The organism is Noviherbaspirillum aerium, assembly GCF_008929045.1.
Lineage (GTDB): Bacteria > Pseudomonadota > Gammaproteobacteria > Burkholderiales > Burkholderiaceae_D > Noviherbaspirillum > Noviherbaspirillum aerium.
Map to the genome: position 1 here is coordinate 100198 of NZ_VFAH01000003.1, position 13428 is coordinate 113625.

General features: G+C 59.8%; 12 protein-coding genes. 8 read left to right on the forward strand and 4 right to left on the reverse strand.

Annotation, left to right across the window (positions count from 1 at the left end; all coding sequences use genetic code 11):
* Positions 1-46 precede the first annotated feature (46 nt).
* The 5 genes from FH061_RS06310 to FH061_RS06330 all read left to right on the forward strand — a co-directional run bounded on the left by FH061_RS06310 (position 47) and on the right by FH061_RS06330 (position 4045).
* Positions 47-514 carry an RDD family protein gene (locus FH061_RS06310; RefSeq protein ID WP_404822427.1) on the forward strand — a complete coding sequence of 156 codons (468 nt, stop codon included), beginning with the start codon at positions 47-49 and terminating at the stop codon, positions 512-514.
* A gap of 403 nt (positions 515-917) precedes the next feature.
* Positions 918-1763, forward strand: a complete 846-nt coding sequence (locus FH061_RS06315; protein WP_318840958.1) for an esterase/lipase family protein — start codon at positions 918-920, stop codon at positions 1761-1763.
* 190 nt (positions 1764-1953) lie between these two features.
* Positions 1954-2421 (forward strand): fasciclin domain-containing protein, encoded by a 468-nt coding sequence (locus tag FH061_RS06320; RefSeq protein ID WP_151634143.1) that lies wholly within the window; start codon positions 1954-1956, stop codon positions 2419-2421.
* 210 nt (positions 2422-2631) lie between these two features.
* A complete protein-coding gene (locus tag FH061_RS06325) occupies positions 2632-3297 on the forward strand; it encodes a TetR/AcrR family transcriptional regulator (RefSeq protein WP_151634145.1) in 666 nt (221 codons plus the stop codon).
* A 154-nt stretch (positions 3298-3451) separates the two neighbouring features.
* Positions 3452-4045 carry an LOG family protein gene (locus FH061_RS06330; protein ID WP_151634147.1) on the forward strand — a complete coding sequence of 198 codons (594 nt, stop codon included), beginning with the start codon at positions 3452-3454 and terminating at the stop codon, positions 4043-4045.
* A gap of 101 nt (positions 4046-4146) precedes the next feature.
* Here FH061_RS06330 and FH061_RS06335 read toward each other — a convergent pair whose 3' ends face one another.
* Positions 4147-5388 carry a cystathionine gamma-synthase family protein gene (locus FH061_RS06335; protein ID WP_151634149.1) on the reverse strand — a complete coding sequence of 414 codons (1242 nt, stop codon included), beginning with the start codon at positions 5386-5388 and terminating at the stop codon, positions 4147-4149.
* Positions 5389-5692: 304 nt separating this feature from the next.
* Here FH061_RS06335 and FH061_RS06340 point away from each other — a divergent pair, with 304 nt between their 5' ends.
* From FH061_RS06340 to FH061_RS06350, 3 genes are read left to right on the forward strand one after another with little or no spacing between them, the layout of a single operon-like run.
* A complete protein-coding gene (locus tag FH061_RS06340; protein ID WP_151634151.1) occupies positions 5693-6382 on the forward strand; it encodes a PAS domain-containing protein in 690 nt (229 codons plus the stop codon).
* Entirely contained in the window at positions 6379-6795 is a 417-nt protein-coding gene (locus FH061_RS06345) for a response regulator (protein WP_151634153.1), read from the forward strand. The genes FH061_RS06340 and FH061_RS06345 overlap by 4 nt, the downstream gene beginning before the upstream one ends.
* Positions 6796-6810: 15 nt before the next feature.
* Positions 6811-10164: an EAL domain-containing protein gene (locus FH061_RS06350; RefSeq protein WP_151634155.1), complete on the forward strand. Its 3354-nt coding sequence runs from the start codon at positions 6811-6813 to the stop codon at positions 10162-10164.
* A gap of 233 nt (positions 10165-10397) precedes the next feature.
* Here FH061_RS06350 and purF read toward each other — a convergent pair whose 3' ends face one another.
* From purF to FH061_RS06365, 3 genes are read right to left on the reverse strand one after another with little or no spacing between them, the layout of a single operon-like run.
* Positions 10398-11915, reverse strand: coding sequence for an amidophosphoribosyltransferase (purF, locus tag FH061_RS06355; protein ID WP_151634157.1), 1518 nt, complete (start codon positions 11913-11915; stop codon positions 10398-10400).
* Positions 11916-11939: 24 nt separating this feature from the next.
* On the reverse strand, positions 11940-12428 hold the full coding sequence (locus FH061_RS06360; RefSeq protein WP_151634159.1) for a CvpA family protein: 489 nt from the start codon (positions 12426-12428) through the stop codon (positions 11940-11942).
* A 19-nt stretch (positions 12429-12447) separates the two neighbouring features.
* Positions 12448-13398, reverse strand: a complete 951-nt coding sequence (locus FH061_RS06365) for an SPOR domain-containing protein (protein WP_151634161.1) — start codon at positions 13396-13398, stop codon at positions 12448-12450.
* Between the last annotated feature and the right edge of the window lie 30 nt (positions 13399-13428).

Consider the following 13428-nt stretch of genomic DNA (forward strand, 5'->3'; position numbering starts at 1 on the left):
GCCCACTTCTTTGAACCCGCCCTCACTGAGACGTCGCCTTGCCAGCATGGTCTATGAAACCATGCTGCTGTTCGGGGTGGTGTTCGTTGCAGGATGGCTGTTCTCCACGCTGCTTGAACAGAAGCACGCACTCTATCTGCGCAACATGCTGCAGGACTGGCTGTTCGTCGTGATCTGCCTGTATTTTGTCTGGTTCTGGACTCACGGCGGACAAACCCTCGCAATGAAAACCTGGCGTCTGAGGGTCGTCACAACGTCCGGTGATGCGCTCGGCTACAAAAGGGCGTTGGGCCGCTATCTTCTGTCATGGATGTGGATATTGCCCGGTCTTGCCGCAGCATGGGCGCTGAACGCAAAAACATGGATGCTGCTGGTGGTTCCCATGATCAACGTCGTTCTCTGGGCACTGACGGCTTATCTCGATCCGCAGCGGCAGTTTCTCCATGACAGGATCAGCGGCACGCGCATTGTGCGGGTGGCGGACAAGCCGGCACAAGTCGAGGCCGCCGCATAGCCACGGGACTGCGTGCGGCGCGGCAGCATTCCCTGTCTGTCGCGATCCGTAATTTCCTCCTGCCACTCGTGCCACTCCTGCCGGGGAGCGCGTATCGACACTGTCTATCCGGTTGATGGCGGCTGCCAGACGCCGTCAACCGATATCATGCCGACAGAGCCGACCGCGGCATACCGCACGCTTCCGGTGAACTGGACGCATCGCCCGCATTACGCGCCAGCTTATTGACAAGATCAACCCAATGCGTCGCTCCATCCTCAAAACCGGCTCGTCATTCGCGAATTCGTTCTGTTAAGCCATGGTTGCACGCATCTGTAAATTCATTCTCCTCGTTCAGTTTATCGCGATCATTGCGATTGCCGGATGTCTGGCCGGCATACTGCACTGGAGCTGGCCGGCCGCTTTGCTCTTCGCATTTTGCTTCGCACTGGCGGTTCGCTTCGTGATCGCGGCAAACAATTTCCGGCTTGCCGCTCGTACGCGCAGCAAGCTTCCGGAACGATATCGGATCGGACCGCTCGCCTTCTGCCGCCTGCTGCTGGGCGAATACCGCGCCACCATGCTGAGTTCGTCATGGAGCATGCCGTTCAGGCGCTTCTGGCGGCGCATGCCGGTACAGCCGCGGGGATTGCCGGTCCTGCTCGTTCATGGCTATGGATGCAACAGCGGTTACTGGCATGGCATGAGCAAGGCATTGTTCAATGCGCACATTGCGCACCAGGCAATTGACATGGAGCCCATCGTCTGCAGCATCGATGAGTACGCCGCACTCATTCATGATGCGATCGAAGCATTGTGCCGCGATACCGGGCATACCCAGGTGGTGGTTGTGGGCCATAGCATGGGAGGACTGGCGGTGCGGGCCTATATGCGCGCTCATGGCCAGCGCCGAATCGCCAGGGCGGTTACGCTGGGCACACCGCACCACGGCACTGCCCTGGCGCATTTCGGGATCGGCCTCAACACGCAGCAGATGTGCTGGACTGCCGCCGAGCAGGGAGGCGTGGCAAGCGACTGGCTGCGCCAACTGGCCGCAGGAGAAGGCGAACGCATTTACCGACTGTTCGTTTCCATCTACTCGCATCACGACAACATCATCTCGCCGCAAACCTCGTCGCGTCTCGAAGGCGCCGTCAATATCGAGTTTCATGCGATCGGTCATGTCGCCCTCGCCCTTGATCCCCGCGTCCAGGCAACGGTAGTTCGCGAAATCCTCGCCGTCCCCGGCCTTCAGCAAAGTACGGCATAGCCTCGATGGCGGCGCGCCCCGCCGCCCTCCTGCGGCAGGCAATGAGCTGCCCCTGCAGGAAGTCGGGCTTCGGCACCGGAACTTTTCCGGCTTTCCGAAAACAGAATGACAAGACGCGATCACCGCCAACGCAGCGGTAGCTTCAATGCCGCGCGGAACCTATTCATTGCCTCACCACAAGGAGTTACACATGAAGCGTTCGATCGCTGCCATCGCATCCGGTATCGTCCTGTCGTTTGGAAATACGTCATACGCCTCGGACCTGGTGGAGACCGCCTCCACCGGCGCCACGTTCAAGACCTTCATCGCTGCGGCTCAGACCGCCGGCCTGGCGAACACGCTGAAAAATTCCGGCCCCTATACGGTATTCGCGCCAACCGATTCGGCATTCAACAAGCTTCCGCCCGACACCTTGCGGACCCTGATGAAAGACAAGGAAAAGCTGGCTGAACTGGTGAGCTATCACATCGTTCCCGGCAAGATCACGGTTGCCGATGTCAAGCCGGGCAAGGTAAAGACCGTGCAAGGCGAAGAAGTGACATTGACCTCCGACAACGGCAAGGTGACGATAGACAATGCCAACGTGATCCAGAGCGACATGATGGCGGACAACGGCGTCATCCATGAGATCGATACGGTCATCCTTCCAAAGAAGTGAGCCCCTGAAGCGCTGCGCCGCAAACCGTCGGCGGTAGAGCCGCTGCTTCCGCGATCCTGGCCATTCCGCGTCCCGGATTTCTCCCGCTCCCTCTCCCGGATGCCAAGCGGCACCAGGGCATCGCGACTTCCGGGCCGGCTGCTTATCCGGAAGGCATCAACGGTGTTATCCTTGCCGCGAAATGAACACAGGAAATGGGAGCCAGCGCTCATGCAACCAAAAGCCCCTCGACGCACGCGTGAGCGGATCCTCGAACTGTCCTTGCGGCTCTTCAACGACTTCGGGGAACCGAACATCACCACGACCGTGATTGCCGAGGAAATGGAGATTTCGCCCGGCAATCTGTACTACCATTTCCGCAACAAGGATGACATTGTCAATTCCCTGTTTGCCCAGTTCGAAACCGAGATCAGCCGCATGCTGGCCGTGCCGGCCGACCGCCGCCCGACCGTGGAAGATGTGTGGCAGTACCTGCACCTGATGTTCGAACTGGTCTGGCGCTATCGGTTCTTCTATCGCGACCTGAGCGATCTGCTGTCGCGCAACCGCAAGCTCGAACTGCATTTCAAGCAGATACTGACGCACGAGATCCAGGTTGCCCAGCAATTGTGCACCGGCTTGCGCGCGGACCAGGCGCTTGAGGCCACGGACCGGGAAATCGAGACCCTGGCGACCAACATGGTCGTGGTGGCCACTTACTGGCTCTCCTATGAATACGTGCGCAATCCTCGCAAGTACACCGAACAGGAAGTCATGGCGGAAGCCCTGGCGCGGGGCTGCTACCAGGTCCTGTCGCAAATCGTTCCCTATCTGCGCGGCGAAACCCGCGTCATGTTCAACAGGCTCGCTGACGAATATCTGCAGAAGCTGAAGTAGGCGGCTGCGGCGCACTCCCGCCATGGCCGCAGCCGCATGGCGCTTTCCGTCAACGGACCCGCATCGCCAACGCGACTCCCGGTATACTCGGATTCCCGTTGATTTTTCCTGTATTGCTCCGCCACGCGCGGCGCATCTGATAGCCCTGGCCTCTATGAAATCAATTTGTATCTATTGCGGTTCATCCGTTGGCGCTTCCCCCGTGTACGCGGACGGCGCCCGCCTGCTCGCCAGGACCATGGTCGACAATAATATCGCCCTGGTCTACGGCGGCGGCAATGTCGGCCTGATGGGCGTGATCGCGGACGAAGTGCTGCGTCTTGGCGGCGAAGCAACCGGCGTCATTCCCAAGGCGCTGATGGACAAGGAAGTCGGCCATGGCGGACTGACGCGCCTGCATATCGTCAAGGACATGCACGAGCGCAAGGCGCTGATGGCGGAGCTGTCGGCGGGATTCATCGCCATGCCCGGTGGTATCGGCACCCTCGAAGAACTGTTCGAAGTCTTTACCTGGGCACAGCTCGGTTTTCATGAGAAGCCGATCGGCCTGCTGAACGTCAATGGCTTTTACAATGGCCTGATCGGCTTCCTCGATCATGTGATCAACGAACGCTTCCTGCGCCGCGAGCAAGCCGAGCTGCTCGTTCATGCGGAGGAACCGGCCGCCCTGGTCGAGATGCTGAAAAACCATCGTCCGCAGCGGCATGCGAAAACCTTCGACAGGGTTACCGCCGGCAAGATCATTTAGCCCGAACTCGGCTCTGTTCCGCAAGGAAGACGTGGCATTCGCTCCTCCCTCCCGGATATCGGCCTCGGACGGCAGAGCCTGAACGGCGCGCCTGATCGCCGTCAGGCATCGAGGGCTTGCCGGAAATCGTCGAGCAGGTCTTCGGTATCCTCGATGCCGACCGACACGCGGATCAGCGATTCGGCGATGCCCATGCTGGCACGCCTCTCCGGGCCCATCTCATAAAAGATGGTGTGGGCGACCGGGATGACCAGCGTCCGCGTGTCGCCGAGATTACTCGCCGGGATGCCAAGCTTTAGGCGGTTCAGGTAATCGAAACAGTCGATGCCTTCCTTGAGCTCGAAGCTGAACAGGCTGCCGTAGCCGGAAAACAGTTCGCTCGCGATGGCGTGCTGCGGATGGGATGCCAGGCCAGGATAATAGACCGCCGCAACACGCTCGTCGGCTTCCAGCATGCGCGCCAGCGCAAGCGCATTCGCGCATTCGCGCTCCAGGCGCAAAGCCATGGTTTCAGAACCGACCGCAATATGGTGCGCGGCTTCCGGCCCGAGCGTGCCGCCGAAATCGCGCAGGCTCTTCGCACGGATCTGAGCCATGCCCCACTGGCTCGGCGTGTACTTCTTGTAGGTTTCAATGATGTTTGGGAACCTGGTCCAGTCATAGAGTCCGGTGTCGGTCAGGCTCCCGCCCAGCGCATTGCCATGGCCACCGATTGACTTGGTCAGCGCATTGACGACCAGACCCGCGCCTACCATCTTCGGCCGGAATAGATAAGGCGACGTCATCGTGTTGTCGACCACATAGAGGATGCCGCGGTCCCGGCACAGCTGACCGATGCGCTTGAGATCGGCGATCTGGGTGCGGGGATTGGCGATCGTCTCCACAAATACGATGCGGGTCGATGGCGTCAGCGCCGCCTCGACATTCTTCACATCGGTCGCATCGACCATGGAAACCTTGACGCCCTGGCCGTTCACCGTCTGCCACAGGCTGTTGGTGTTCCCGAACAGGAAAGCCGAGGACACGACATGGTCGCCTTCACGCAGCAAGGCCTGGGCCACCGCGCCGATAGCCGCCATGCCGGTTGAAAAGCAGATCGTGGCCAGCCCCTGCTCCATCTTGGTGACCTTGTCTTCCAGCGCCGCCACCGTGGGATTACCCTGGCGGCCATAGCGGTATCCGGGCTGCTTGCCCTGGAAGACTTCGGCCAGCTGGCGCGCATCGCGGTAACCGTAAGTAACCGAGGTGTGGATCGGCTTGTGCAGTGAGCCGTGTTCGATCGGCTTCTGGCGATCGCTATGCAGGATGCTGGTGGTGAAACCGTATTTTTTTGTGTCGGTCATGGCGTAAAAAAACCCGCTTGGCTTGCGCAAAAACGGGTCGGAACACAAAACCGTTTTAGCAGCATTTGTCATGGGACTCTACCCGGGCGCCCGCAATCAGAACAAATCGGCGCAGACCCGTATCGTAACGTAAAAAGTAATGAACGCAAAATGGCAAGTGCAGGTCAGTGCGTGAGCGGCATTCCGATGCCTGTTCGGCTCGCTCCATGAAACAAATCGGGCTTGTTTTCCGGCCGGAGCGGAAGAGGTGTTTTGCAGTTAATTGTTACGTTCAAAATATTTTTTTGCACTATTTTTATAACAAGTGATCGTAGTCAAACGGCAGCGATTTTCTGTCACGCATTTGTCTTCAGCCGGTAGCATTGCCCGGGGTCTCACTACTCGAAAAGATTGCAAATTTTTGCCGATGGATTTCAATGAACTGGTGTTGCAAGAAATTCTGGACGCGGTCGTCGTTCTGACACCCGAGGGGAGAATTGCACATTGGACAAAGGCTACCCAACAGGTATGCGGCTATGGCAGCATGGAAGCAAGCGGACAACGGCTGCATGAGTTGCTCATGCCGCAGGAGCTTCATGACGGGCAATTGCATTCACTGGCATTGCTGAAACCGGCCGGCGGATACTGCTACGAGCCGGTGCGCAGGACCAGGAGCGTCGCTTTCATTCACGTCGACATTCCAAGCAAGGCGGTTCATGCGGACAACGGCGCGTTCGCTTATGTATTGAGCAGCCAGAAAGACGTCACGGAACTGAAGGTCAGGCGCGACGCCACATTACTTGAAGCAAAATTCCATGACCTGCTGGATTGCATGCCGGACGGGATGCCGGCCCGCTGCCAGCTGCACGACCGGATCCATGGGCACCATGATCTGCATGGACCGCATGCATCGCATTGCGGCGATTGGTTCAGGCTCCATCCCGATGAACCGCAGCAGACCTGCGGCGATTCTCGCGACGCCTGTCCGGCATCTGGCATGGAGTCGTCTGATTGAACAACTGCATCCCTGACATCGACGACAACCCTGCCAGCATGGGACTGACGGTCTATCTGCCCAACGCAGTTGGAAACCAGGCCATGACCGCGCACGACGGCCTGAGCAGCCTGGCAGACGCACGGCGCGAACGCCCGGACCCGATCATCTGCAACGTTCAACCTCCCGGGTTGAATGGCTATGGCGTGATTGCCATACTCAAGTCGGAGGGAACCCTGGCTTCGATCCTCGCCATTGCGGTGACTGCGCTAGCCATGGCGGAAGACCTGCAGAAACCGCCGGCCGCCCGATTCGACGGCTATGTCAGCAAACCGGTCGAGCCGGAGCGCCTTGTCGACGCAATCGAACAGTTCCTGAAATCCTCGCATGCCGGCAGCCCGCAGCCAGCCCGGGCACCGAACATCCCACAGTAACGCAAAGGAGGCAAAATGGCGACCATACTGATCGTTGACGATCATGTTTTGAACCGGCAGTTTCTCATGGTCCTCCTCGGTTACAGTGGTCACCGGCTGCTCGAAGCCGCCAGCGGCGCCGAGGCACTGGAGCAGGCCGCGAAGGGCCGGCCCGACCTGGTGATTACCGACATCCTCATGCCGAACATGGACGGCTATGAATTCGTCACCCGGCTGCGTGCAATGCCTTCGGTCGCCGCAACGCCGGTCATCTTCTATACGGCGGCCCACCACGATCGGGAAGCCAGCCTCGTGGCGATGTCCTGCGGCGTGCGCTGGATTCTGCCCAAGCCTTCCGATCCGGAGCTGATCCTGAAGACGGTCCAGGAGGCACTCGGCCAGACGGCTCACAACCTACCGGCGGCGCTTGCGGGCCCGGCGCCGGTCGAACCGGCTCACCGCTCCGGACTGGATGACCAGCTGTCGGAATACCTGGTCGAGCTGGAAGCCAGCAGCACCCTGATGTCGGAAATTGCGCTGGAAGGACAAGCCCGGGGTGACTCGGGATCGGCAGAGCTGCAGCACATCGCCCAGCGGCTTGCCAATGCGCTGTCGAGCCTGCAGGGAGTCAGCCTGCGATTGACCGCACTGATCGAGCTCGGCATCGAGCTGACCGCGGAACGGGCCCCCCGGCGCCTGCTGGAGATCAGCTGCCGCGTGGTCAGGGACATCTGCGTTGCCCGCTATTCCGCGATCGGCATCCTCGCAAAGGACCGCCGCCGGCTTGAGCATTTCATGACGTGCGGATTGGATGAAAACGCCGTCGCGCAGCTGGCGCTGCCTGTGCCGGACGCGGGAATTCTTGGCAAGGTGCTTGCGCGGCGGGCGCCCTGCCGCATAAGCAATCCGGATGGTGTTCCCGAGCGGCTTGGACTGCCCTCCGGCCATCCACCGGTGCATTCCATCCTGGCAGTGCCGGTGGCATCACAGGAAAAAACCTACGGATGGCTCTACCTGGCCAACAAGCTCGGCGCGGCGGAATTCACCGAGGTCGATGAGCGGGCTGCTGCGACGGTAGCCGCGCAGCTCGCCGTGGTCTATGACAACCTCATCCTTTACAGCGAAATCGAACACCAGCATGCGCTTCTGAAAAAGGAGGTCAGCGACCGCAAGCAGGCACAGGAAGCCCTGCGCCGCACCTTGCGCGCGCGCACCGTGATGGCTGAATGCAACCATGTGATGGTGCATGCCAGGGATGAGCGTACCTTGCTGCAGGATATGTGCCGCACGGTGGTCGAGGCCGGCAGGTATCAGATGGCATGGATCGGCTATACCGGCGAGGATGGCACGCTCACGCCGGTGGCTCATGCCGGATCCGTACCGGGGATGGACGGCATCGAGCTTGAGCATGCAAGCCGATTCGCCTCCGGCACTGTTTCCAATGTCGCGTCGGCGCTGGTCGACCGGCATGCGCGTCCATGGGTCGTGATCGACATGACGGGTACCGACGGCGCGGTCGATACCTTGCCCGAACCGGCTGCCGTGTCGCTGCCGCTCAAGCATCAGGAGCAATTGTTCGGCGTGCTGACGATTTACGAACAGGACGCCGGCGCCTTCGACAGCGAGCAGATTGCGATGCTGGAGGAACTGGCGGATGACATTTCCTACGGCGTCGCCAGCCTGCGCACCAAGCGGGCGCGTGAAAAGGCCGAGACCGATCTGCGGGTGACGGAGGAAAAGCTGTCCAGCATCCTGGATTCGATCGACAACGTGGTCTGGTCGGCAACCGACAGAGGTTTCATTTATCTCAACTCCATCGTCGAAAATCTGTATGGGAGGCCGATAGAGGATTTCTTCCGCGACCGCGATCTATGGTTCGAGTCCGTGCATCCCGAAGACCGGGCCGCAATGCGTGCCGGCCATGCCCGGCTTGCGCATACCGCCAACCTGACGCATGAGTACCGCATCGTTCGTCCGGACAACACCATACGCTGGGTCGAGGAACGCGCGCGGGCGATCCGCGACGAACGCGGCCGGCTCCTGCGCTACGACGGCATTGCCATCGATATCAGCGAACGCAAGCAATACGAGGCGCGCATCGAATACCTGGCCGACCATGATGCGCTGACGTCGCTGGCCAACCGCAATCTGCTCGGTGACCGCATTACGCAGGCCATGGCTCACGCGCGGCGCAATGCGCAGATGCTCGCCCTCCTCTTCCTCGACCTGGACCGCTTCAAGAGCGTCAACGACAGTCTCGGCCACATGCTCGGCGATAACCTGCTGCTGGAAGTATCGAACCGGCTGCGGCAGGTGGTGCGCGAAGGCGATACGGTGGCGCGCCAGGGCGGAGACGAATTCATCATCCTGCTCACCGATATCCAGCGACCGCAGGATGTGGCGGCCGTGGCACAGAAGATTTTCGACGTGTTCGAAAAGCCGTTCCTAGTCAAGAACCATGAATTGTTCATTACCACCAGCATAGGCGCGACGCTGTATCCGGACGACGGCGAAGATATCCAGACCCTGTTGCGCAACGCCGACACGGCCATGTACCGGGCCAAGGAAGAACAAGGCAACGCCTTCCAGTTCTATTCGGCCGAGATGAGTGTGCGCGCCCTCGAACGCGCCTCTCTGGAAAGAGCCCTGCGCCGCGCCCTTGAGCGAAACGAGTTCGAGCTGTTCTACCAGCCCAAGGTCGATGTACCCTCCGGCCGCATCATTGGCGCCGAAGCACTGATTCGCTGGCACCATCCCGACATGGGGCTGGTGCCGCCCACCCGCTTCATTCCCATGGCAGAGGAAATCGGACTCATTGTCCCGATCGGCAACTGGGTCATCCAGACCGCATGCGCACAAAACCGCGCCTGGCAGGATGCCGGGTTGCCTCCGATCAGCATCTCGGTCAACCTGTCGGCTCGCCAGTTCAATCAGGAGGGATTGGTGCAATCGGTTGCCGACGCGCTCGACAGCATGGGGCTCGAAGCGCACCACCTTGAACTTGAGCTGACCGAAAGCATCGTGATGAACAGCGCCGAACTCTTCATCAACAAATTGCATGAACTGCAGAACCTTGGGGTGCAGCTGTCGATCGACGACTTTGGCACCGGCTATTCAAGCCTCAGCTATCTGAAGCGTTTTCCGCTGCATCATCTGAAGATCGATCAGTCCTTCGTGCGCGACCTTGCCACCGACGCCGATGACGCTGCCATTACCAGCACCGTCATTTCACTGGGACACAGCCTCAACCTCCGGGTGATTGCGGAAGGCGTGGAAACCGAGGAACAGGTTGCCTTCCTGCGCGAGCATCAGTGCGACGAAATGCAGGGATACTTTTTCAGCAAGCCGCTTCCGGCGGGGGAATTTGCGCATCTGCTGCAGCGGCATTAAATGTAGAGCGGATTGCAGGTGGGTGTATGGAAGAATCGGCCTGCCCTGGGTGGGATGCAGGGCAAGCCGAGGCGACCATACACCCGTCTGCAAACAGCTTAACTATGCCTGATGCTCCTCATTTGGGCATGCAATGGACAGCAATGGGCAGCAATGGGGAAACAAAAAAGCCCGCGACATGATATCGCAGGCTTTTTGTTATTTCGGCAGTCCGGAAGTCAGGACATCCGTCGTCAATCAACGCGTGCCAGGTTCAAGGCAAGCTGGGAACGTACCGCATCCTCGATCACCGGCTTTGGATTGTTGCGCACATATTCGATGCGGTCGAGGTAATCGCGCGAGATGTCGCCGGTGATATAAATGCCGTCGAAGCAGGATGCCTCGAAGTCCTTGAGCGCCGGATTGATATCCGAGATCGAGCGCTTGAGCGCATCGACATCCTGGTAGACCAGCGCATCGGCCGTGATTTCGCGGCAGACTTCTTCCTCGCTGCGGCCATAGGCGATCAGCTCGTTGCGAGTCGGCATGTCGATGCCGTAGACGTTCGGGAACATCACCGGCGGCGCCGCCGATGCAAAGATCACCCGCTTGGCGCCGGAGTCGCGTGCCATCTGCACGATTTCGCGGCTGGTGGTGCCGCGCACGATCGAATCGTCGACCAGCAGCACGCTCTTGCCCTTGAACTCGCTGCTGATGGCATTGAGCTTCTGGCGAACCGATTTCTTGCGCAAGCCCTGGCCCGGCATGATGAAGGTGCGGCCGATATAGCGGTTCTTGATGAAGCCTTCGCGATAGTCGAGATTGAGCTTGAGCGCGAGTTCCATCGCCGCGGGACGCGAAGAATCCGGAATCGGCATAACGACGTCGATATCGCCGGCCGAGAACTGGCGCTTGATTTTTTCTGCCAGGTATTCGCCCATCTTCAGGCGCGAAGCATACACGGAGGCGCCGTCGATGACGGAATCCGGCCTCGCCAGATAGACGAATTCGAATGCGCAGGGATTGAGGATCGGGTTGTCCGCGCACTGCTGGTTGTACAGCTTGCCGTCGAGATCGACGAAGATGGCTTCGCCGGGCAGCACATCGCGCAGGAAACGGAAACCCAGCCCCTCGAGCGCAACAGATTCGCTGGCGATGATGTATTCGGTGCCCTTGTCGGTTTCATTGAAACCGATGCACAGCGGACGGATGCCGAAAGGATCGCGGAATGCCAGCAGGCCGTACCCGGCGATCTGGGCAACGACGGCATATGAGCCGCGTACGCGCTTGTGCAGGACAGTGACTGCCTTGAACAATGCCGACGGATCCAGTGAATAGCCGGTCGTGGCCATCTGGATTTCATGGGCCAGCACGTTGAGCAGGACTTCGGAATCGGAGTCGGTGTTGACGTGGCGACGATCGTTCTTGAACATCTCGATCTTGAGCTGTTCCCAGTTGGTCAGATTGCCGTTGTGCGCCAGGATGATGCCGAACGGCGCATTGACGTAGAAGGGCTGCGCCTCCTCTTCGCTCGACGAACCGGCGGTCGGATAGCGGACCTGGCCGATGCCGGCATTGCCGGGCAGCGAACGCATGTTGCGTGTGCGAAACACATCCCGGACCAGACCATTGGCCTTGTACATCGAGAAGGTATTGCCATGATTGGTCGCGATACCTGCCGCATCCTGACCGCGATGCTGCAAGAGCAGCAGCGCGTCATAGATCAGCTGGTTGACCGGACCTTGGGAAACAACGCCAACAATGCCACACATGGTGGACTCCTCAACTAAGACAATTCAAAAGCTTACGTGCCTGACCCAATCGCCTGGCAGATAGGGTGTAACCGTTTTCGCAGCCGTTTCGGCCAATGGACTGAGCAAGGCTTCCTTCCAGAAAGCCTGTTGCGGGACCGCCGTCATGCCGCATACAAGCACTACCGCCAGCACGATCACCAGTCCGCGTCCCAGACCGAAGAGGCCGCCCAAGCCGCGATCGGCCAGCGTCAGGCCGCTCGCCTTGATAACAGCATCCACCGCCATGCTCAGCAGCATCATCAGAAGGCGCACCCCAATGAAAAGGGCAATGAATGCCGCGATCAGGCGTGTCGTGCTGCCGGGAATCATGTCGGGAAGTAGTTTGGCCAGTTCCTCGCCATACGCATTCGCCACCACCAAGGCGACGATCCAGCTCAGCAAGGACAGGATTTCCTTTACCAGGCCCCGCAAGGTGCTGATGACGATCGAGCAGATCAGCACAAAGACAACGAGATAATCAAAAACCGTCACGTCGGCCTGTGCCCCATGCTCAGGCCGGCACCAGAGTGCCATTCAAGCCAAGCTTGACGATTCTTGCACGAACCTTCTCCGCCTCGTCCTTGTTGGTGAACGGTCCAACCCGGATACGGGTGCGGTCACCGGTATCGGTAGCCACGGTCTGCGTGAATGATTTGATGCCGGCGTCCTTCAGTTTGGTTTGCAGCTCATTGACCTTTTCCTTGGTCGCAAGTGCCGCCACCTGGATTACAAATTTTCCGGAATTTTTTTCGCTGGAAGGATCTGGCCTGCCTTCCAGCAAAGCTTTTGCACGCGCGGCTTCGGCAAGTTTTTCCGCCTGCTTGGCATCGGTCTTGTCAGACTTATCAGACTTGTCAGCTTTGTCGGATTTCGGCTCGGGTTTTGATTCCGGCTTCGGCTTGGCTTCATGTTTCGGCTCGGGCTTGACTTCGGCCTTGGCAACCGGTGCAACCGGCTTTGCCTGCTCGTCCTTGGAAACGGCGGCCTGCTTCGGTGCCTCCGCTTTCGGCGCCGGCGATGGTGCGGCGGCAGACGGCGCGCCGATATCAGCCGGGTCGACGACCTCTTCCTTCGGGTCGAGCGCAGCGCTTGCACTCACGCCGGTCGAGGCCTGCGGCGCTGAAGACGCGGCGCCGGAGCTGGATGGTGCGTGCGGCTTGTCCTTGGAGGGAATCTGGATGGCGATATCGTCTGCGATCGGATTGGGCTCGGAATCCAGCAGCATTGGCAAACCGACCACAGCGGCCAGCACCAGCGCCACGGCGCCGATCAGCCGGCGTCGCGCCCGCTTCTTTTCAGGCAAGACCGGATCGGCCTGCCCGGCGCCTTGCGCCTGCGGCTTGTCCGGACGGCGCTTGCGGCTGCGTACCGCCTTGGATTCTTCTTCAGCGCGCGAATAAAACGCGCTGTCATCGGAAGCGGATTCCTGCTTGTTTTTGCGGAAGGACGAGAACAAGCTCATGCGATAAAAAGTGTCGGTAAATTCAGTGGT

Excerpts from the sequence above, each read along its gene's own strand:
- FH061_RS06310 (WP_404822427.1), top strand. The coding sequence starts at position 47 with ATGGTCTATGAAACCATGCTGCTGTTCGGGGTGGTGTTCGTTGCAGGA.
- FH061_RS06320 (WP_151634143.1), top strand. The coding sequence starts at position 1,954 with ATGAAGCGTTCGATCGCTGCCATCGCATCCGGTATCGTCCTGTCGTTT.
- FH061_RS06325 (WP_151634145.1), top strand. The coding sequence starts at position 2,632 with ATGCAACCAAAAGCCCCTCGACGCACGCGTGAGCGGATCCTCGAACTG.
- FH061_RS06330 (WP_151634147.1), top strand. The coding sequence starts at position 3,452 with ATGAAATCAATTTGTATCTATTGCGGTTCATCCGTTGGCGCTTCCCCC.
- FH061_RS06335 (WP_151634149.1), bottom strand. The coding sequence starts at position 5,388 with ATGACCGACACAAAAAAATACGGTTTCACCACCAGCATCCTGCATAGC.
- FH061_RS06350 (WP_151634155.1), top strand. The coding sequence starts at position 6,811 with ATGGCGACCATACTGATCGTTGACGATCATGTTTTGAACCGGCAGTTT.
- purF (WP_151634157.1), bottom strand. The coding sequence starts at position 11,915 with ATGTGTGGCATTGTTGGCGTTGTTTCCCAAGGTCCGGTCAACCAGCTG.
- FH061_RS06365 (WP_151634161.1), bottom strand. The coding sequence starts at position 13,398 with ATGAGCTTGTTCTCGTCCTTCCGCAAAAACAAGCAGGAATCCGCTTCC.